Origin of the sequence: Actinopolyspora biskrensis, from assembly GCF_013408175.1 — a bacterium.
Classification (GTDB): domain Bacteria; phylum Actinomycetota; class Actinomycetes; order Mycobacteriales; family Pseudonocardiaceae; genus Actinopolyspora; species Actinopolyspora biskrensis.
In genome coordinates, this window is record NZ_JACBYW010000011.1 from 12,485 (window position 1) to 30,663 (window position 18,179).

The window sequence follows — 18,179 nt, forward strand, 5'->3', positions numbered from 1 at the left end:
GAACGCACCTATTCCCCTCGGACGGCCCGCCGGTACCGACCGAGCGCGGCGAGCGGGAAAACCTGCCGGTAGAGGTGGTAGTTGATGTAGAAGTCACCGGGAAAACCCGTTCCCGTGAACTGCGGCTCCGACCAGTACCCACCCGGTTGCTGGGTCGCCACCAGAAAAGCGATCCCCCCGCGTACCGCTCGCGTGTCGTGGCGCCCCACGGCGAGCAGGGCGAACAGTGCCCAGGCCGTCTGCGAAGCCGTCGAGTCCCCACGCCCGATCCACGCCGGGTCGTCGTAGGAACGCAGGTCCTCGCCCCAGCCACCGTCCGGGTTCTGGTGATCCTCCAGCCAACGCACCGCACGCCGCAACGCGTGGTGCTCCGTGGGGATCCCGGCCCGCACCAGGGCGGGGACCGCCGCCCCGGTGCCGTATACGTGGTTGACGCCCCACCGCCCGTACCACGAACCGTCGCCCTCCTGGTTCTCCAACAACCAGCGCACCCCGTCGCGCACCACCGGGTCGTCGCGGTCGCCGGTCTCGACCAGCGCTTCCACGACGTGGGCGGTCACGTCGGCGGAGGGCGGATCGATCACGGCCCCGAAGTCGCAGAACGGCAGCTTGTTGACCAACCAACGAGTGTTGTCCGCGTCGAAGGCCGCCCACCCCCCGTCCTTGGAGCGCATCCCGCGCAACCAGCGACGTCCCCTGGACACCGCCGAAGCGACCCGGTCCTGTTCGGCGTGGCCGGTGCGGGTGAACGCCAGCAGGACCTCGGCGGTGTCGTCTATGTCGGGATAGCCGTCGTTCTCGAACTCGAACGCCCAGCCACCCCCTCCCGGGAGCGTGGGGCGTCGAACGGCCCAGTCACCCCGGACCATGATCTCCTCACCGCGGACGTACTCCAGGGCGCGGTGCATCGCGGGGTCCTCCCCCGGGACTCCGGCGTCGTGGAGGGCCTGGATCCCGAGCACCGTGTCCCACACGGGGGACTGGCACGCCTCCATCCTGCGCACCCTTCCCTCTTCGGTGTCCTCCCTGATCAGGAACCCCTCCAGACCGGTGATCGCCGTACGCAGCACCGGGTGGTCCAGCGGATAACCCAGCAGGTTCAGGGCGATGATCGAGTACACCCACGGGGGCTGGATACCGCCCCAGCAACCGTCCGCCTCCTGTCGAGCGACGATCCACTCGGCGGCCCTGCGCATCGCCTGCCTGCGCAAGGGACGGACCGGGTGGCGGTCATAGCCGTGCAGCACCCGGTCGAGCGTGTGGAACACGGTGTCCCAGGCGGAACTACTCGAGCCCTGCTGCAGCCGCCCGGTCGGACCACCCGTGCGCAGTTCCTCGGTCCGCACTCCGAGCTCGCGCTGCGGCCGCAGAGTGCTCACCACCGTCAGCGGGACTATGGTCTGGCGAGCCCAGCACCCCCAGTCGGCCAGGTTCAGCGGGAACCAGCTCGGCAGAAAAACGATTTCCGGGGGCATCGTGGGGAGATCGTCCCAGGACCACTGGCCGAACATGGCCAACCACATCCGGGTGAAAACCCGGGTGCGCTCGACGCCGCCCTGCCGCAGGATCCAGTCGCGGGCACTGGCCATGTGCTCCTCGGCGACGTCGTCGCCCGCGATCTTCAGCGCCACATAGGCCTCGACGGTCACCGACAGATCGCCGGGGCCGCCGTAGAAGGTTCCCCACGTCCCGTCGGAGCGCTGCTGGGAGCGTACCCAGCGCGCGCTCTCGGCCGCCTCCTCCGCCGTGAGGATCCCGAGGAACCGCCGAAGCATCAGATCCTCGGCGTCCATCGTCACGTTGGTCTGCAACTCCCCCTTCCACCAGCCGTGCTCGTGCTGCAGGGAGAGCAGGTGGTCGCGGGCGGCCTCCATAGCGGCGAGCCAGTCCGGCTCCCCGCTCTCCCACCGCGTGTCCCCCCGGTCCGCCAGCACGGTGCGCGACCGCTCCCCCGTCTCGGGAGATGTCTCCGTCCCGTGCGCATCGGGCTCGACGGTCTCGGTTTGACGCAGGGATCCGGTCACTGATTCCTCCGGAGAACGAAATCGGCGAGTTCGGTCAGTCCTTCGGTCACGCCTTCGCAGTCGGCGCGGTGCAGTTGGCGGCGCGCGGCCGTCAATCTGCGTTCCGTCTCGGCTCTGGTCCAGTCCTCGGAACCGGAACGGCGCAGCAGTTCGGCCGCCTGCTCCAGCTGCGTCTCGGTGAGGGGTTCCGGCTGTTCGTAAAGCTCGCGCAGCCGCTGCCCCGCGTCCGTGCCGGAGTTGAGCGCATGAACCACCGGAACGGACTTCTTGCGAGCCCGCAGGTCGGAAAGCACGGGTTTTCCCGTCTCCTCCGGGTCCCCCCAGACACCGAGCAGATCGTCGACGAGCTGGAAAGCCATTCCCAGTTCGAAACCGAAGGCGTGCAGTCTTTCCACCGTGTGCTCCGAAGCCCCGGCCAGCAGAGCTCCGATGGAACACGAACAGGCGATCAGCGCGGCCGTCTTGCCCGCGATCATGCGCTGGCATTCCTCGATGCCGACGTCGATGCGTTGTTCGAAGTCCAGATCCGCCGCCTGGCCCGCGATGAGGCTGCGCACGGTTCCCGCGAGATCACGAGCCGCCCGCAGCGCACGCGGCGAGTCCTCCTCCAGCACCACGTCGTTGGCCAGTCCGAGCAGCGCGTCCCCGGCCAACAACGCCGTGGAGCGCCCGAAAACGCTCCACGCGGTCGGACGGTGCCTGCGGGAGAGGTCCCCGTCCATCAGATCGTCGTGCAGCAACGAGAAGTTGTGCACCAGCTCGACGGCGGTCGCACCGGCCAACGCGTCACGTTCCGTTCCGTTCCCCGCACGTGCGGAGAGCAGGACCAGGGCGGGACGCAGCGCCTTGCCCGAACGCTCCTCCGGAGTTCCGTCGGCGGCCGTCCAGCCGAAGTGGTACTCGCTGACCCGTCGGGTGTCCGGGTCCAGTCGGCCGATGGCCCGGCGCAGATGTGGGTCGACCGTTTCCCTGGCTCCGACCAGGACTGAGGGAACCGTCGCGGTCATGCGTCACCTCCACGCCACACTGCGATGGCTGTCGATGGCCCGGTCCACTACCCGGGCCGCCGTGTTCCCACTGCGCACAGCCCCCTCGAGGGTGTCCGGCCAGCCGGTGTCGGTCCACGCCCCCGCCAGCACCAAACCCGGTCGTCCCGTCCGCCCCGAGGGGCGCAGTCGTCCGGTTCCGGGTTCCGGCAGGAAGGTCGCGGCGGGTTCACGGGTGATGAAGAAATCCAGCACCCCGGCTTCACGTGCTGCCGGGAACAAGCTTTCCACCGCGGGCAGGAACTCGGCACGCAACCGCGCCGAGCGCACGTCGACTCGATCGTGTGCCGCCGACAGCGAGACCACCAGGTACTGTCCGCTCTCGGCGTTCGCCACCTCGGTGCGGTCGAACAACCACTGCACCGGCGAGTCGAGCGCAGCCGCCATGGGAAGTCTCGTGACCGGACGGTCGAAGTGGATGTGCACGTTGATGATCGGGGCACGCGACAAACCGCTCCAGTCGGGTTCCTCGGGCGTGCGTCGCTGTTCCAGCAGCTTTCCCGCCGCCACGTTGGGCACGGCGAGTACCACGGCATCGGCCGTGAGCTCCTGGTTCCGGTCCCCTTCCCTGGTCCGAACACGGTAGTCACCGAGTTCGCCGCTCACTTCCAGAACCTTGCTCCGGGGCAACAGCCGCACGCCGGCCTCGAGCAGTTTCTCCCTGGCAGGATCGCCGTGCACCTCGCTCAGCGGTCGTTCGACGGTCCCGATGTCCCCACCCGCGGCGGTGTCCAGCATTCCGGTCCGAAACACCTTGACGGCCAGGGCAAGGGAGGCGTGCTCCGGCACGGCGTTGAGCGCGGCCGTGCAGAACAGTTCCCACAACGCTGTTACCGCCCGGCGCGGCTCCCCGCGGGAACGAAGCCAGGAAGCGAAATCGGTCCGGTCCAGGCTCGGGTCGTCCGGGTCCAACCTCCGCAGCGCGAGCGCCGTGCGCGCGGCGGCGAGCCGCTCGCGCGGGGACAGCGCCTTGTGTCCGATCAGCGCGGGCAGCAAGTGCGCCGGGGCGGGAAGCCTGCTCCGCCGCAGCGTCCAGCTCGCGCCCGTGGGAGTGATCACGGGAACGCGGAAGCGCGGTTGGATCCGTACCTTGTCCACCGTTCCCAACCGACGCAGCAGGGCCGTGTACTCCGAATAGCAGCGCAGGAAAACGTGCTGTCCGGTGTCGACTGTCAGTTCCCCTCTGCGGAAGGAGTAGGTGGCTCCGCCCAGCCGCGCGCGGGCTTCCAGCAGGGTGACTTCGAACCCCGCGTCACGACATCCGAGTGCTGCCGAGATGCCCGCCAGGCCACCCCCGACGACGATCACGCGTCCAGGGGTCATGAGGACATCCCCGCGAAGGAACGCGCGGCGACCACGGCCTTCTGCCAACCGGACAGACCGGTCCGCCCGCGCATCACCAGGGCCGGGTCATCGGTAATGCGCCGCAGCAGTTCGTGGTAGATACCGGCCATCGCGGCACAACAGGCTCGGCTTCGATGATCGAGCATCGGCAACAAGCGGAGTCCTTCCCCGTACCAGCGTTCGGCCCGTTGGCTCTGGAACCGAACCAGCTCGGCCACCTTCGATTCGTCGTCCGTGAACATTCCCCGCGAGTCCAGGTCGAGAGTCACCCCGAAACGGCGCAGATCCTCCTGCGGCAGGTAGATCCGGCCACGGCGGCGGTCCTCCAGCAGGTCGCGCAGGATGTTGGTCAGCTGCAGGGCCACTCCCAGCGCGTCCGCGCGCTCGGCTGCCACTCCGGTCACCGGATGACCGAACACTCCCAGGGAGAGCCTGCCGATCGAGCCTGCCACGCACCTGCAGTACTGCGCGAGCTGCTCGAAGGTCTCGTAGTCGTTTCCGCGCACATCCGCTTCGCAGCCGTCTATGAGCTCGTGAAAGGCATCCAGCGGAATCGGCAGTCCGTGCGCGGCGTCGGCCAGCGCCACCAGCATCGGGTCCTTGGAGTCCCGGTGGATCCCCCGCAACTTCGTCCGCGTGTGGTCGAGTCGCTCGAGCTTCCGCTCGGTCGACAGCGTCCCGTCCCCGATGTCGTCCACTCTGCGCGCGAAGGCGTACACGGCTGACAGGGCCTTGCGCTTGCCCGCGGGGAGCAGCCGGATCCCGTAGGAGAAGTTGCGGGCCTGCGTTCTGGTGATCTGCTCGCAGTACTCGTAGGCGCTCTCGGTCCGGTCGTGCCCGCCCCCGCTCGTGGGCGCCAGCGAGAGCCGGGCCCACTCGCCCAGCATCCGCATCCGCCCCGGGCGGATCCGTACCGCCAGCGGGTCGTGACCTGCGGGCCGGAACGCACGGGCGGTGGCCAGCCCGCCTGCCACATAACCGGCCACGGCCAATCGCGCCAGCCCGGAGAGTCGCGCGACGAGCGGCTGTCCGGCACGAAGCATCCCGACCGCACGGTCCACTTCGAACCAGACGAGTCCGCGTAATTCGCTCGAGGCCGTGGAAGTGGCGAGCTCGGCTTCGCCGCAACCGAATTCGTGCAGGTCCTCGGCAGGAAGGTAGATCCGGTCCTGCTGGTAGTCCTCGGCGATGTCCTGCGAGTGTTCGAGTATCTGCAGCGCGGAGCAGATCCGGTCGGAAAGTTCCGTCAGTTCCGGGTCCGCCCTCCCGAAGATGTAGAGCACGAGCTCGCCCACCGGGTTGGCCGCGTACGTGCAGTAATCCAGCAGCTCCGCGAAAGTCCCGTAACGTCGCACGTACTGGTCCCGCCGGTTGGCGGTTATCAGCCGGGCGGGAACCTCGCGGGGAATCCCGCACTCGTGCACCGTGGGCGCGAAGGCCCGGAGCAACGGCAGGCGCGGACTGCCTTCGTAGACGCGAACGAGGTCGGAATCCAGCAGATCCAGCAGGCCTTCACGAGGCCCGCACGCCTCGTCTCCGGCGTAATCGACGAGCCGGGCGAAGCCGTACACCGCCATCAGGTGCTGCCTGATCCGATACGGCAGCACCCGAGCAGCGACCGTGAAGTTCTCCGACTGGGCCCGCGCCAGCACGTCTCCCGTTTCGGGCAGTTGGCCGGGCAACACCACCTCGAACGATCGTGCAGGCTGCCGAGCGGGGCGGGCACGGTCCGGTAGCGCAGCCATGTCCACCTCCTACCCCGCACAGTTGTTGAGGGCGTCCATTGTCGACAGCGTAGATCGCTGATGGACACGGCGCAGGCCTGCTGAGCTCATCCGATCGGGTGACTTGAAGTGGCAGAACCGGCACCCGGAGTACTCGCCCCGGTCCGATCAGTCCTTGACCGACCGCACGCTCAGCCGTCCCAACGCGACGGACGCGAGTGCAGTGACCAGCGCTCCGACCGCGAAGAAAAAACCGAGCTGGGCCCAAACCCACGTGCTCGGAGAGCCGAGCGGGGAACCGATCGCGGTGGCGACACCTTCGGTACCCCACAGCCGGCTCAGGCTGGGGCCGACCAACAGCCAAACTCCTCCTACCAGAGCAAGAGCACCTCCCATCGCGGCGAGGAAGCGATTACCGGCGGGCCCCAACACGAGCCCGCCCAGCAGAATCGCCACACCGGGCAGCACGCACAGCCACAACCGGTCGGCCGTGAACACCCAGGGCTGCCCCGAACCGAACCCGTAACCGAAGTACGGCCCCACGAAAGGGACCAGCCCCGTCCAGAGTCCCAACAACACCAGCAACAACCCGCTCACCGCGCCGCGACTGCGCGGCACGGCAGCGATGGAACCTCGTGCGGTGTTCGGAGCCCCCGAGTAGTGCTCGGTCAGCCTTCCCTCGAACTCGGGGCGCAGCTCGGGGTCCGTCGAAGCCGTGGGAGCGGATCGGACCTGACGTTTGCTCGCACTGACGCGCACGGCGTTCTCCCCGGGACTCGCGTCGTGCAACGGAACGAAACGCTGCTTGTTCCTGCCGGCTCGAACCACTCCCCAGGTCGGTGATCCCGACTCCGGAGCCAGATAGACCTGTTCCAGGGTCCCGAGTTTCGAACCGCCCCTGTCGACGACGGTTCTACCGGACAGGCTCGATCCCCGCTGCCCTTCGGAGCGCTCGGGACCGTGGGGTGCGGTGGACACGTCCCACCACCTCCACACTTACGTAGCACGATAGGAACCGCCACCGCTCTCGCCGGTGCTCCCACCGGAGCCCTCGGCCCCGCCGGGACTCCGGCGCTGCTCCCCTTCGGGGGCACCCTGCGGTTCCGGGGTGGTGCTGCCCGCACCGCGCATCGTCCAGCTCTGTGCCGATTCCTCGGTTCCCGTCCCCTCCGTGCCCGCGCTCGCGCGCTCCTCACCACGGACGGTCTGCCGATAGCTGGAATTGATCATATCGGCGGCGGCCTCACGCCCGCCCAGCCCGAAGGCGATGGCTGATCCGAGGGCGATGGCCCCCACCAGCGCCACATAAGTCACGGTGACGATCACCGGAGCGATACGCAGCTGCGTGAGGATCATGAAAACACCGATGGCCATCACCAGAGTCGGAGCCGCTGTCCGGGCCATCCGGCCCACAGGGGTGTTGCCCATCGTGCGGTCCACCAGCGACCCGACCGCTCCGGCCACCGCGGCGGCGAGCAGGAATATGGCCAGCGCGGCCAGCACTCTGGGGAGGTAGCCCAACACCGCGTTCATGAATCCGGTCAGGGCGGGAATGCCGAGCGTGCCGATCGCGGAGGAAAGCACGAACAGCATGACCACCGCGAAAACGACCGTGCCGATCAGCCTCGACGGGCTGCCCTGCGGGCTGAGGCTCTCCACGTAACGAGCCCCTTGGCCGGCTCGGGACATTCGAGCGTCCAGATGCAGCTTGCGCAGCACGCGGGTGACGATCATCCGGAGAACCTTGGCGATCAGGTAACCGATCACCAGCACGAGCAACGCGCCGATCAGCTGCGGCAAGTAGCCGACCAGCTGGGTGAAGCCGCTCTGCAGACTGTCCAACACGTTGAACCCGGTTCCTTGCGCGAGGATCATATCCATGGCGCGCCTCCTACTGCCGGCATCGTGTGCAGCCGATTGGAACCCCGCACCCGGGAACGCGCAAATGCAAGCAGTTCCCACTTCCGCGCGGCAGCACCCGAGCTCGCCTCGTGTGCCACGAGCACCTCCGGCAGATCCACCCGCGGGTAGCACAAAGCGGGTTTCGCCACCGCGCCGCGCGGGAACCCCCACGAACGTGGAACGAACGGAATTCAGGCACGAACTCGCCCAACAGCTGCGGGTGGACTCGATCAGGTCCTCCGCCGCCGCGGGATCCGGACACCCGACCTCGTCGATGTCGGCCGCCGATCTGATGGCGGCACTGCTGGACGGTCATCTGCGACTGGACTTCAGCCACCCGGACAATCCGGAAAACGACCATCTGATCTTTTCCAAGGGCCACGCCTCACCACTGCTTTACGCCTGCTTCAAAGCCGCGGGAGCCATCGAGGACGCGGAGATGATGACCTTCCGCGAATTCGGCAGCAGAATGGAAGGCCACCCCACCCCCGTGCTGCCGTGGGTGGATGTGGCCACCGGCTCCCTCGGCCAGGGACTTCCCATAGGCGTGGGGCTGGGGCTGACCATCAGCGCGCTGGACAACCTCAACAGCCGAGTGTGGGTGTTGTGCGGCGACAGCGAGATGGCCGAAGGGTCGATCTGGGAAGCGTTCGAACACGCCGCCCACTACCGGCTGGACAACGTGACCGCGCTCATCGACGTCAACCGGCTCGGGCAGACCGGGGAAACCATGCACGGTTGGGATCTGAGCGCCTACTCGGCCAGGGCACGCGCCATCGGTTGGCACGCCATCGAGGTGGACGGGCACGATCCCGCCCAGATAGAGGAGGCGTTCAACGAGGCGGAGTCCACCACGGGGCGCCCGACGGCCATCGTGGCCCGCACGCTCAAGGGGAAGGGCGTGAGCGAGGTCGAGAACCTCACCGGTAAGCACGGCAAACCGGTCTCGGACTCGGAGGCCGCAGTCACCGAGCTCGGCGGGTACCGCGACCTCGGTGTCAAGGTCTCCGCCCCGGAGGGGAACAACCGGCCGAGGACCTTCGAGAGCTCCGCCGCCGACCTCCCGAGCTTCGAGCTCGGTTCCTCCGTGGCCACCCGCAAGGCCTACGGGCAGGGGCTGCGCGCGCTGGGCACCCGGCGCGGTGACGTGGTCGCCATGGACGGCGAGGTGTCCAACTCGACCCATTCGGAGCAGTTCCGCGAGGGGCACCCCGAGCGCTACTTCGAGATGTACATCGCCGAGCAGCAGATGCTGGCGACCGCGGTCGGGATGCAGGTGCGGGGCTGGACGCCGTTCTCCTCCACCTTCGCGGCGTTCCTGACCCGTGCCTACGACTTCATCAGGATGGCGGCCGTCAGCCGGGCCGACCTGTGCCTGATGGGCTCGCACGCCGGAGTAGCGATCGGTGAGGACGGCCCCTCCCAGATGGCTCTGGAGGACCTGGCCGCCATGCGCGCGGTGCACGGCAGCACCGTGCTGTACCCGTGTGACGGGAACCAGGCGACTCAACTGCTGGAGCCGATGGCCGACCGGAGCGGGATCTGCTACATGCGCACCAGTCGCGGCGCCTCCCCCGTGATCTACGGCTCCGACGAGCAGTTCCCCATCGGGGGCTCCAAGACGGTCCGCGGCGGGGACCACGTGACGCTCGTCGGCGCGGGGGTGACTCTCCACGAGGCGCTGGACGCCGCCGAACGGCTCGAGTCGGAGGGCATCCGCGCACGGGTCATCGACCTCTACTCGATCAAGCCGATCGATTCGGAGACGTTGCGCTCCGCGGCGAACCAGACGGCCGGGCTGGTCACGGTCGAGGACCACTGGCCCGAGGGAGGACTCGGAGACGCGGTGCTGGCCGCGCTCGCGGATACGGGAACCCTCGCCCCGGTGCGCAAGCTCGCGGTGTCGGTCATGCCCGGCTCCGGCAAACCGGCCGAACTGCTCGGACAGGCCGGAATCGACGCGGCCGCCATCACCGAGGCCGCCCGCGAACTCGTACGCTGAGTCACCTTTCGGATGAATTAAGTTCTCCGGCCCCTCGGTTCGCGTGGCGGCACCTCCCGCGGCGGCGCCGGTCGCTCGGCTGCTTCTACGGCGCCGCCGCGCCACGCCGAGATCGCCCTGGCCCACCCGAACGGCGACAATGGGCGAGAATGCCCTCGCAACAAGGGCCAGCAGGTCGGTCGAAAGGCTGAACAGGAACGTGACGACGTCGATTCACCAAAAGATCGCCGAGGAGCTCGGTGCACGCGCGGAACAGGTGGCGGCTGCCGTGCAGCTGCTCGACGACGGGGCCACCGTCCCCTTCGTCGCCCGGTACCGCAAGGAGGTCACCGGCGCGCTCGACGACACACAGCTGCGCACTCTCGAGCAGCGGCTGCGCTACCTGCGCGAGCTGGAGCAGCGGCGCAACACGATCCTCGAGGAGATCCGCAAGCAGGGCAAGCTCGACGACGAACTGCACACCCGGATCTCCGCCGCCGACTCCAAGGCTCGGCTGGAGGATCTGTACCTGCCGTTCAAACCCAAGCGCCGCACCAAGGCGCAGGTGGCGCGGGAAGCAGGCCTGGAACCGCTCGCCGACACGCTGCTCACGGATCCGCAACAGGACCCGCAGGTCGTCGCCGCGGACTACGTCGGCTCCGACAACGGGATCGCCGACGCCTCGGCCGCCCTGACGGGAGCCCGTTCGATTCTGGTCGAGCGGTTCGCCGAGGACGGCGACCTGATCGGGGAGCTGCGCGAGCGGGCCTGGGGACGCGGCCTGCTCTCCTCCAAGGTCCGGGAGGGCGCGGAGAACGGCGGGGCGAAGTTCGCGGACTACTTCGACTTCTCCGAACCCCTGCGAACACTTCCCTCCCACCGGGCGCTGGCGCTGTTCCGCGGGGAGAAGGAAGAGATCCTCGAGCTGTCCCTGGACCCGGATCCGGAACACGACCCTACGCAGGGCCCCGGTGAGTACGAGACGGCCATAGCGGCCAGGTTCGACATCCGCGACGCGGGGCGTCCGGCCGACTCCTGGTTGCGCGAGACGGTTCGCTGGGCCTGGCGGACTCGGATCATGGTGCACATCGACATCGACCTGCGCGGCAGGCTGCGCCAACAGGCCGAGGACGAGGCCGTCCGGATCTTCGCGGGCAACCTCCGCGATCTGCTGCTGGCCGCTCCGGCCGGACCACGTCCCACGATCGGGCTCGATCCCGGGTACCGCACCGGTGTGAAGGTCGCGGTGGTGGACGGAACCGGCAAGCTCGTGGAGACGGCCACCATTCACCCGCACGAGCCGCAACGGCGCTGGGAAGAAGCGGTGGCGACCCTGGAGCGGCTGGCCGAGCAGCACGAGGCCGGACTCATCGCCGTCGGCAACGGGACGGCCTCCAGGGAGACCGACGAACTGGCGGCGCGGGTGGTGGCTTCCCGCGAGAACACGACCAAGGTTTCGGTGTCCGAGTCGGGGGCCTCGGTCTACTCCGCCTCGGCCTACGCCTCCAGGGAACTGCCCGATGTGGACGTTTCGCTGCGCGGGGCCGTCTCGATCGCCCGCAGGCTCCAGGACCCGCTGGCCGAGCTGGTCAAGATCGAACCGAAGTCCATCGGGGTCGGTCAGTACCAGCACGACGTGTCCGAGTCGAAGCTCTCGCAGTCCCTGGACGCAGTGGTCGAGGACTGCGTCAACGCGGTCGGCGTGGACGTCAACACCGCCTCGGCCCCGTTGCTCACCAGGGTTTCCGGGATCAACGCCGGACTGGCCGAGAACATCGTCGGGCACCGCGATACGCACGGCCCCTTCCGTTCCAGGCAGGGGCTCAGGGAGGTGTCCCGGCTGGGACCGAAGGCGTTCGAGCAGTGCGCCGGATTCCTGCGCATCACCAACGGTGACGACCCGCTGGACTCCTCCAGCGTCCATCCGGAGAGCTACCCCGTGGTGCACCGCATCGTCGATTCCACCGGCGGGTCGCTGACCGAGATCATCGGCAACGCGCGGCTGCTGCGCGGACTGCGCCCCGCCGATTTCGCGGACGACTCCTTCGGGCTCCCCACGATCACCGACATCATTTCAGAACTGGAAAAGCCCGGCCGCGATCCGCGTCCCGAATTCCGCACCGCCCACTTCGCGGAAGGGGTGCACTCGCTGAACGACCTGAAACCGGGCATGGTGCTGGAGGGCGCGGTCACCAACGTCGCCGCGTTCGGCGCCTTCGTCGACGTGGGGGTGCACCAGGACGGCCTGGTCCACGTCTCGGCCATGTCGAAGTCCTTCGTCGAGGACCCGCGCGAGGTGGTCAAACCCGGCGACGTGGTGCGCGTCAAGGTCAGGGAGGTGGACGTGGAACGCAAACGCATCTCCCTGACCCTGCGGTTGGAGGACGAGGTCGCCGCCGGGAGCGGCAGCACGAACGGTTCCGGCTCCGGCGACGAGCCGACCTCCGGCCGGGGCTCACGTCCACGCCGGGAGAACGGCAGCGGCGGAGGCGGTGGAACCGGCAAGAACGGGAAGAGCGGAAAGGCGGGCAAGCAGCGGGACGGCAAACGCGAGGGGACCCAGCAGGGCGCCCTGGCCGACGCCCTGCGGCGCGCGGGTTACGACGCGGGCTCCTGACCGCCGACCGCGTGGCCGGGGCGGAACTCGTAACCGCTGATCCTGGTGAACGGCCACTGGTGCACCGGACGGGCGAGCAGCTCTCCGGGAGGGTCCGTGAGCTCTTCCGGTGCACCGTCGAAATGCGCGAGGACGACCACCCGGTCCTGTCCGCCGCGGTAGACGGTCGCGTCGCGGCACGAGCCGTGCTCGCTCATCTCCGCCAGGGCGTTTTCCGCCCACCCGACCAGCTCTTCCAGCTTCCCCTCGGCGGCGCGGGCCTCCCACATGAGGGCCTCCGTCACGGCGTCTCCCCCCTCGCCTCGGCACGCAGCTCCGGTATCGCGGGGACCTGCGGGGCGTTGTCGATGTCGGCCCTGCTCATCCGGAACCGCTCGGGGTAGGCCTCCCGGGTGCTTCGCCGTGCTGGTTCGCTGGTGCGCCAGGTGTACAGGCACAGGTCGCAGCGCAGCACCTTCCACACCCCCGGCACGGGCGAGGCGGTGAGCTCGCTGACGTTCTCATCGGCACAACGTGGACACATCGTCTGCTGTCTCCGGTTTCCTCGTTCGGTGGTTCAGCGGTTCTCGCTCGCCCGTTCGGCGATCAGCGACGAGAGCTTGTCGATCCAGGCGCCGGTTTCGGGAAGGTCCGTGACCGGCTGGCCGTAGCGGCCGCGGTCGTCCGGTGCCACGGGGGTGGTCGCGTCGATGACGAGCTTGTTGGTCACCCCGGGCGGCTGCGATCCGGGATCCAGTTCCAGCACCGACATGTTCGGCAGGTTGACCAGGTCGGAAGCCGGGTTGACCTTGGTGGACAGCGCCCACATGACCTGGGGCAGGTCGAAGGGATCGACGTCCTCGTCGACGACGATGACCATCTTGCAGTAGCCGAGTCCGTGCGGGGTGGTCATGGTGCGGAGACCGACCGCGCGGGCGAAGCCGCCGTAGCGCTTCTTGGTGGACACGATCGCCAGCAGCCCGTGGGTGTACATCGCGTTGACGGCCTGCACCTCGGGGAAGTCGGCCCGCAGCTGCTGGTAGAGCGGAACGCAGGTGGCGGGGCCGATCAGGTAGTCGACCTCGGTCCACGGCATCCCGAGGTACAGCGACTCGAAGACCGGGGAGGTGCGGTAGGAGATCCGGTCCACGCGCAGCACCGTCATGCCGCGCCCGCCCGAGTAGTGTCCGGTGAACTCGCCGAACGGCCCCTCGATCTCGCGTTCGCGCCCCTCGATGACTCCTTCGAGCACGACTTCGCTGCCCCACGGCACGTCGAGCCCGGTCAGCGGGGCCTTCGCGATCGGCTCCGGCGTGCCCCGCAGCGCGCCGGCCATCTCGTACTCGGACTGCTCGTACCCGAGCGGAGTTCCCGCCACCACGGAGATCACCGGCTCGTTGCCCAGGGCGACCGCGACCGGAAGGTCCTCTCCGCGCTGTTCCGCCGCGTTGAGGTGCAGCGCGATGTCGTGCATCGGCACCGGCTGGAGCCCGAGGCGGTCGGTGCCCTTGACCTCCATCCGGTAGGTGCCCACGTTCTGCTTGTCGAAGTTCTCGGGGTCATCCGGGTCACGGGAGACGACGGCGGCCTTGTCCAGGTAGAAACCTCCGTCTCCGTCGTTGAGCCGGAACAGCGGGAGCACGTCGAACAGGTTCGCCTCCCCGCCGCTGACGGAGTTCTCCGCCCACGGCGGGTTCTCCCTGCGCTCGACGGGAGCGGGGAAGTTCTCCCAGCGCCGGATGAACTCCTCCACCTGCCCCCTGGTCGAGGTGTTGGGGGGAAGGTCGAACGCGACGGCGTGATTGGCCCACGAACCGTGCGTGTTCAACGCGATCCGGGGCTCGTCGAATCCGGTGACGTTGTCGAAGTACAGCGCCGGGGCCCGTTCACCGAGCCTGTTGGCCGCGTTGGCGGCGGCCCCCAGGTCGGGTTCCGGGGCGACCTGTTCCTCGACGTGCAGCAACTGTCCCTGCCCGTCTAGGGCTTCGAGGTAGGAACGCAGATCGTCGTGGGGCATGTGGCACTCTCCTGATGTTCGAGCGGCGAGGTGGGGTCACGAATCCGTCCGACGCGCGGCGTCGAGACCTCGCCAGCGTCCGGCCGCGGAGCTCGACAGGCCGAACTGGTCGAGCACGCGGGTCACGACGTGGTCGACGACGTCGCCGACGACTTCCGGGTGGTTGTAGAAGGCGGGCATCGGCGGCACCAGCACGGCTCCCATGCGGGCCAGCGCGAGCATGTTCTCCAGGTGGATCTCGTTGAGCGGGGTTTCCCTGGGCACCAGAACGAGCTTGCGGTGTTCCTTGAGAGTGACGTCGGCGGCTCGACCGATGAGGCCGTCGGCGTAGCCGGTGCGTATCCCGGCGACCGTCTTCATGCTGCAGGGCAGAATCACCATGCCGTCGGTGTGGAACGACCCCGAGGAGATCGTGGCCGCCTGATCCCCCGGCCCGTGCACCTCGTCCGCCAGTTTGGTGAACTCCCGCGCTCCGTATCCGGTTTCCAGTTCGACCGTGGCCCTGGCCCACCTGCTGAGCACGAGATGAGTGCGCACGTCCGGGTCGCCCCGCAGCGCTTCGAGCAGCCCCGCGGCCAACGGAGCCCCGGTGGCTCCGGTGACGCCCACCACCAACCGCATCCTCACTCCAAAATCGTTCGTAGACGAACGTTCGTGTACATACTAACACTGGGTGAGGCCGGGTCGCACGGGGTCGCGGCCCGACTCCGCGAAACGACCGCCCCGCGGGACGAACACGCCTCCCGAGCGGACGATGCTTCCCGGCAGGACGGACACACCGCAGCGGGACCTCTGCCGAGATCTCCCCGTCGAGCCGACGCCCCGCTGCCCTTCGGCGCGGCAACGCGGAAACGGCCACGCTGCCAGCAGGCGGCGCCGCGAGGGGCCCCGCCGACCGAGCACCTGAGACGGGGGAGAGCGGAAAACTTCAATAAGATGCACGAGCCCCCGACGACGACCGACTGCGAGAGAACACAGTGGAACTGGACGCGGCCGTCTTCCACCTGCTGCGCCGCACGCTGCAGGAGCACAACGCCAACTGGCAGGCACAACTGCCCGAGCTGACCAAACCGCAGTACGCGGTGCTGCGCGCGGTGGACGAGCACCCCGGCATCGAACAGGCCACCGTCGGCCAACAGGCGGCCATCGACAAGGCCACCCTGGCCTCGCTGCTGCCGAGGCTCGAACAGCGCGGACTGCTGTCCCGCACGATCGACAGCGGCGACCGCAGACGACGTCTGCTCCACCTGACCGAGCAGGGCCGGAGCGTCCTGCTTCAGGCGGACTCGGTCGCGGAATCCGTGAACGGGGCCATGCTCGCCCGCCTGTCCGAGGCGGAGCACGACCAGCTGCGCCGCCTACTGCTGAAGCTGGCCGACGAGCAGGACAGCTCCACCACCCCGAACCAGCAGGACGCCCCGCCCCATCGATCCCCGAAAAACTCTTGACTTCCAGTGAACTTCAAGTCATCTGATCGAACGACACCGATCCCACCACGAAGAAAGGTGCCGGCATGGACAACGGAGTGAGCTGGGCGACGATGCGGTCGCTGACCAGGGACAGTTCGGTCACCCGACAACGGCTCCCTCCCGGCCTGGCGAAACGGATACTGGGATACGCACGGCCCTACCTCGGCGTGATCGTGCCCTTCCTGCTCATGGTCGCGGCCACGGCCGTGCTCGGAGTGGTCACTCCCCTGCTGTTCAAGGCGATCATCGACCGCGGGGTCGTGCCGGGGCGCATGGGAGTGGTCCTCTGGCTCGCCGTGGCGGTGGCCGGGGTGGCCCTCGCAGAGGCGGTGCTGACACTGCTGCAGCGCTGGTACTCCTCCCGCCTCGGGGAGGGGCTGATCTACGAGCTGCGCCGCGACGTGTTCGACCACGTGCAGCGGATGCCGCTGGCGTTCTTCGTCCGCGCGCAGACCGGGGCGTTGACCAGCAGGCTCAACAGCGACGTCATCGGGGCGCAGCGCGCCCTGACCAGCACGCTGTCCTCCGTGGTGTCCAACGTGCTGAGCCTGGTGCTGGTCCTGGCCGCGATGTTCGCGCTGTCCTGGAAGATCACGCTGATCGCGCTGGCCCTGCTGCCGCTGTTCCTGTTCCCGGTCCGCTGGGTCGGCAAGAGGCTACAGCGCGTCACCCGCGAACAGATGGCCGTGGACGCGGAGATGAGTTCGCTGATGACCGAGCGCTTCGGGGTCGGCGGCGCCATGCTGACCAAGCTCTACGGCAGGGCCGACGAGGAGACCGAGCAGTTCGCGGGCAAGGCCGCGCGGGTGCGCGACCTCGGTGTGCTGTCGGCCATGTACAGCCGGGTCTTCTTCGTCGGGCTGACACTGCTGGCCGCGCTGGCCACCGCGGTGGCCTACGGCCTGGGGGGCACGCTGGTGATCGACGGTTCGCTGCAGCTCGGCACCCTGGTGGCGCTGACCTCGCTGCTCACCCGCCTGTACGGTCCACTGACCTCGCTGTCCAACGTGCACGTCGACGTGATGACGGCCCTGGTCAGCTTCCACCGCGTGTTCGAGGTGCTGGATCTGCAGCCGATGATCCGCGAACGGGAGGACGCGATCGAACTCCCCTCCGGGGTGAACAGCCTGGAGTTCGATTCGGTCTCGTTCCACTACCCCGGTTCCGACGAGGTCTCGCTGGCCTCCCTGGAGTCGGTGGCGCGCCAGGAGAGCACGCCCGCGCACCAGGTCCTGCACGACGTCTCCTTCCGCGCCGATCCGGGGGAGATGATCGCACTGGTCGGGCACTCCGGAGCGGGCAAGACCACGATCGCCCAGCTGGCAGGCAGGTTGTACGAGGTGGGTTCGGGAAGTGTCCGCGTCGGCGGGCACGACGTCCGGGACGTCACCCTGGCCTCGTTGTACTCCACCATCGGCGTGGTCACCCAGGAAGCGCACCTGTTCCACGACACGATCCGGGCGAACCTCGCCTACGCGCGTCCCTCCGCCACCGACGCGGAACTACTGGAGGCGCTGCGGACCGCCCAGCTCGAGGAGCTGCTCACCGAACTCCCGGACGGGTTGGACACCGTCGTCGGTGACCGGGGATATCGGCTCTCCGGCGGGGAGAAGCAACGCATCGCCATCGCGAGACTGCTGCTCAAGCAACCGCCCATCGTCGTGCTGGACGAGGCCACCGCGCATCTCGACTCGGAGTCCGAGGCCGCGGTGCAGCAGGCGCTGCGCGGAGCGCTCTCCGGGCGCACCTCGCTGGTGATCGCCCACAGGCTGGCCACCATCCGCCGGGCCGACCGCATCCTGGTGATCTCGGAGGGACGCATCGCCGAGCAGGGGACCCACACCGAGCTGCTGGAACACGACGGGCACTACGCCGAGCTGTACCGGACCCAGTTCGCGGACGGAGCGGAGTCCCGCTCCTCGGCAGCGGCGGACGGGGCCGAGCCCGGTCTGGCGGAGATCGCCGAGCACTCCGGGATCGTCGAAAGCGGGGACAACGGGCAGACAGCACGGCGGAGCTGAGCCCGAGACCGCCGGCCGGTTCGGAGGCGTTTCCGAGCCGGCCCACTCCCCGTCC

14 protein-coding genes and 1 pseudogene are annotated in these 18,179 nt (G+C 68.6%); 4 read left to right on the forward strand and 11 right to left on the reverse strand.

Going from position 1 to position 18,179, the window contains the following annotated elements:
- Window positions 1–8 precede the first annotated feature (8 nt).
- From shc to FHR84_RS21010, 7 genes and pseudogenes are all read right to left on the reverse strand, one after another.
- A complete protein-coding gene (shc, locus tag FHR84_RS20985) occupies window positions 9–1,874 on the reverse strand; it encodes a squalene--hopene cyclase (protein WP_179537326.1) in 1,866 nt (621 codons plus the stop codon).
- Window positions 1,875–2,020: 146 nt separating this feature from the next.
- Window positions 2,021–3,031, reverse strand: coding sequence for a polyprenyl synthetase family protein (locus FHR84_RS20990; RefSeq protein ID WP_179537274.1), 1,011 nt, complete (start codon window positions 3,029–3,031; stop codon window positions 2,021–2,023).
- A gap of 3 nt (window positions 3,032–3,034) precedes the next feature.
- Window positions 3,035–4,393, reverse strand: coding sequence for a hydroxysqualene dehydroxylase HpnE (gene hpnE / locus FHR84_RS20995; protein ID WP_179537275.1), 1,359 nt, complete (start codon window positions 4,391–4,393; stop codon window positions 3,035–3,037).
- Complete coding sequence (gene hpnD, locus FHR84_RS23415; RefSeq protein WP_343075370.1) at window positions 4,390–5,301, reverse strand: presqualene diphosphate synthase HpnD; 912 nt, start codon at window positions 5,299–5,301, stop codon at window positions 4,390–4,392. The genes hpnE and hpnD overlap by 4 nt, the downstream gene beginning before the upstream one ends.
- Before the next feature lie 3 nt (window positions 5,302–5,304).
- Window positions 5,305–6,159: pseudogene (gene hpnC / locus FHR84_RS23420) on the reverse strand (squalene synthase HpnC); the annotation flags it as partial.
- 147 nt (window positions 6,160–6,306) lie between these two features.
- Window positions 6,307–7,116: a PRC-barrel domain-containing protein gene (locus FHR84_RS21005; RefSeq protein WP_179537276.1), complete on the reverse strand. Its 810-nt coding sequence runs from the start codon at window positions 7,114–7,116 to the stop codon at window positions 6,307–6,309.
- An 18-nt stretch (window positions 7,117–7,134) separates the two neighbouring features.
- Window positions 7,135–8,019 carry a mechanosensitive ion channel family protein gene (locus FHR84_RS21010; RefSeq protein ID WP_246300884.1) on the reverse strand — a complete coding sequence of 295 codons (885 nt, stop codon included), beginning with the start codon at window positions 8,017–8,019 and terminating at the stop codon, window positions 7,135–7,137.
- Between the two features lie 196 nt (window positions 8,020–8,215).
- On the opposite strand from FHR84_RS21010, the gene FHR84_RS21015 reads away from it, so the two are divergent.
- Complete coding sequence (locus FHR84_RS21015; protein WP_179537277.1) at window positions 8,216–10,042, forward strand: transketolase; 1,827 nt, start codon at window positions 8,216–8,218, stop codon at window positions 10,040–10,042.
- Window positions 10,043–10,241: 199 nt separating this feature from the next.
- Window positions 10,242–12,638 (forward strand): Tex-like N-terminal domain-containing protein, encoded by a 2,397-nt coding sequence (locus FHR84_RS21020; protein ID WP_179537278.1) that lies wholly within the window; start codon window positions 10,242–10,244, stop codon window positions 12,636–12,638.
- Here FHR84_RS21020 and FHR84_RS21025 read toward each other — a convergent pair.
- Genes FHR84_RS21025 through FHR84_RS21040 form a run of 4 tightly spaced genes read right to left on the reverse strand, consistent with a single transcriptional unit; the run spans window position 12,620 to window position 15,255 of the window.
- Window positions 12,620–12,922 (reverse strand): hypothetical protein, encoded by a 303-nt coding sequence (locus tag FHR84_RS21025; protein WP_343075367.1) that lies wholly within the window; start codon window positions 12,920–12,922, stop codon window positions 12,620–12,622. The two genes, FHR84_RS21020 and FHR84_RS21025, sit on opposite strands and share 19 nt — an antisense overlap.
- A complete protein-coding gene (locus tag FHR84_RS21030) occupies window positions 12,919–13,161 on the reverse strand; it encodes a non-oxidative hydroxyarylic acid decarboxylases subunit D (protein ID WP_179537279.1) in 243 nt (80 codons plus the stop codon). Before FHR84_RS21030 ends, FHR84_RS21025 begins: the two co-directional genes overlap by 4 nt.
- 33 nt (window positions 13,162–13,194) lie before the next feature.
- Window positions 13,195–14,634 carry a non-oxidative hydroxyarylic acid decarboxylases subunit C gene (locus FHR84_RS21035; RefSeq protein ID WP_179537280.1) on the reverse strand — a complete coding sequence of 480 codons (1,440 nt, stop codon included), beginning with the start codon at window positions 14,632–14,634 and terminating at the stop codon, window positions 13,195–13,197.
- Between the two features lie 36 nt (window positions 14,635–14,670).
- Complete coding sequence (locus tag FHR84_RS21040; protein ID WP_179537281.1) at window positions 14,671–15,255, reverse strand: non-oxidative hydroxyarylic acid decarboxylases subunit B; 585 nt, start codon at window positions 15,253–15,255, stop codon at window positions 14,671–14,673.
- Between the two features lie 356 nt (window positions 15,256–15,611).
- Here FHR84_RS21040 and FHR84_RS21045 point away from each other — a divergent pair, with 356 nt between their 5' ends.
- Both FHR84_RS21045 and FHR84_RS21050 read left to right on the forward strand, forming a co-directional pair.
- The gene (locus FHR84_RS21045; RefSeq protein ID WP_179537282.1) at window positions 15,612–16,082 is read left to right on the forward strand and encodes a MarR family transcriptional regulator; all 471 of its coding nucleotides are present in this window, start codon (window positions 15,612–15,614) and stop codon (window positions 16,080–16,082) included.
- A 65-nt stretch (window positions 16,083–16,147) separates the two neighbouring features.
- Window positions 16,148–18,124: an ABC transporter ATP-binding protein gene (locus FHR84_RS21050; RefSeq protein WP_179537283.1), complete on the forward strand. Its 1,977-nt coding sequence runs from the start codon at window positions 16,148–16,150 to the stop codon at window positions 18,122–18,124.
- Window positions 18,125–18,179: the final 55 nt, after the last annotated feature.

Bases quoted from the DNA above. Each gene is read 5' to 3' on its own strand.
- shc (WP_179537326.1), bottom strand. From the start codon at position 1,874: ATGGAGGCCGCCCGCGACCACCTGCTCTCCCTGCAGCACGAGCACGGC.
- FHR84_RS20990 (WP_179537274.1), bottom strand. From the start codon at position 3,031: ATGACCGCGACGGTTCCCTCAGTCCTGGTCGGAGCCAGGGAAACGGTC.
- hpnE (WP_179537275.1), bottom strand. From the start codon at position 4,393: ATGACCCCTGGACGCGTGATCGTCGTCGGGGGTGGCCTGGCGGGCATC.
- hpnD (WP_343075370.1), bottom strand. From the start codon at position 5,301: ATGCTGGGCGAGTGGGCCCGGCTCTCGCTGGCGCCCACGAGCGGGGGC.
- FHR84_RS21010 (WP_246300884.1), bottom strand. From the start codon at position 8,019: ATGGATATGATCCTCGCGCAAGGAACCGGGTTCAACGTGTTGGACAGT.
- FHR84_RS21030 (WP_179537279.1), bottom strand. From the start codon at position 13,161: ATGTGTCCACGTTGTGCCGATGAGAACGTCAGCGAGCTCACCGCCTCG.
- FHR84_RS21035 (WP_179537280.1), bottom strand. From the start codon at position 14,634: ATGCCCCACGACGATCTGCGTTCCTACCTCGAAGCCCTAGACGGGCAG.
- FHR84_RS21040 (WP_179537281.1), bottom strand. From the start codon at position 15,255: ATGCGGTTGGTGGTGGGCGTCACCGGAGCCACCGGGGCTCCGTTGGCC.
- FHR84_RS21050 (WP_179537283.1), top strand. From the start codon at position 16,148: ATGGACAACGGAGTGAGCTGGGCGACGATGCGGTCGCTGACCAGGGAC.